This window comes from Neisseria sp. P0009.S007, assembly GCF_051962515.1.
The window spans coordinates 1-266 of the sequence record NZ_JBQCVF010001124.1 but is presented as its reverse complement, the minus strand read 5'-3'; the positions used below and the strand labels follow the sequence as shown (position 1 = coordinate 266).

Annotated in this window: 1 protein-coding gene; it reads right to left on the bottom strand. The window is 65.4% G+C overall.

The features are described from left to right. The coding region (locus ACTHS3_RS18000; protein ID WP_440368785.1) for a TolC family protein at nt 1–266 on the bottom strand (266 nt) is incomplete at both ends.

Genomic DNA, 266 nt, shown 5'->3' with positions numbered 1-266 from the left:
ATGCGGCCGTTGGTAAACAGCGGCGTCTGTATGCCCACCGACAGCAAACTTGCCCAGCCGGTCAGCGAACGGTCGCCGTCGACACCGATGCGTCCGCCCTGCCCCATAAAACTGATGTTGAAGCGCGGCAGCAAATCGGCTTTGGCACTGGCGAATTTGGCGGCATAGGCATTGACTTGCGCCGCCTGCGCGCGCAGGTCGGGGCGGCGTTCCAGCAAACCTTGCGGCGTCTGCCCGCCCGGCGCGGAGGGTTGGTGCGCCAACAC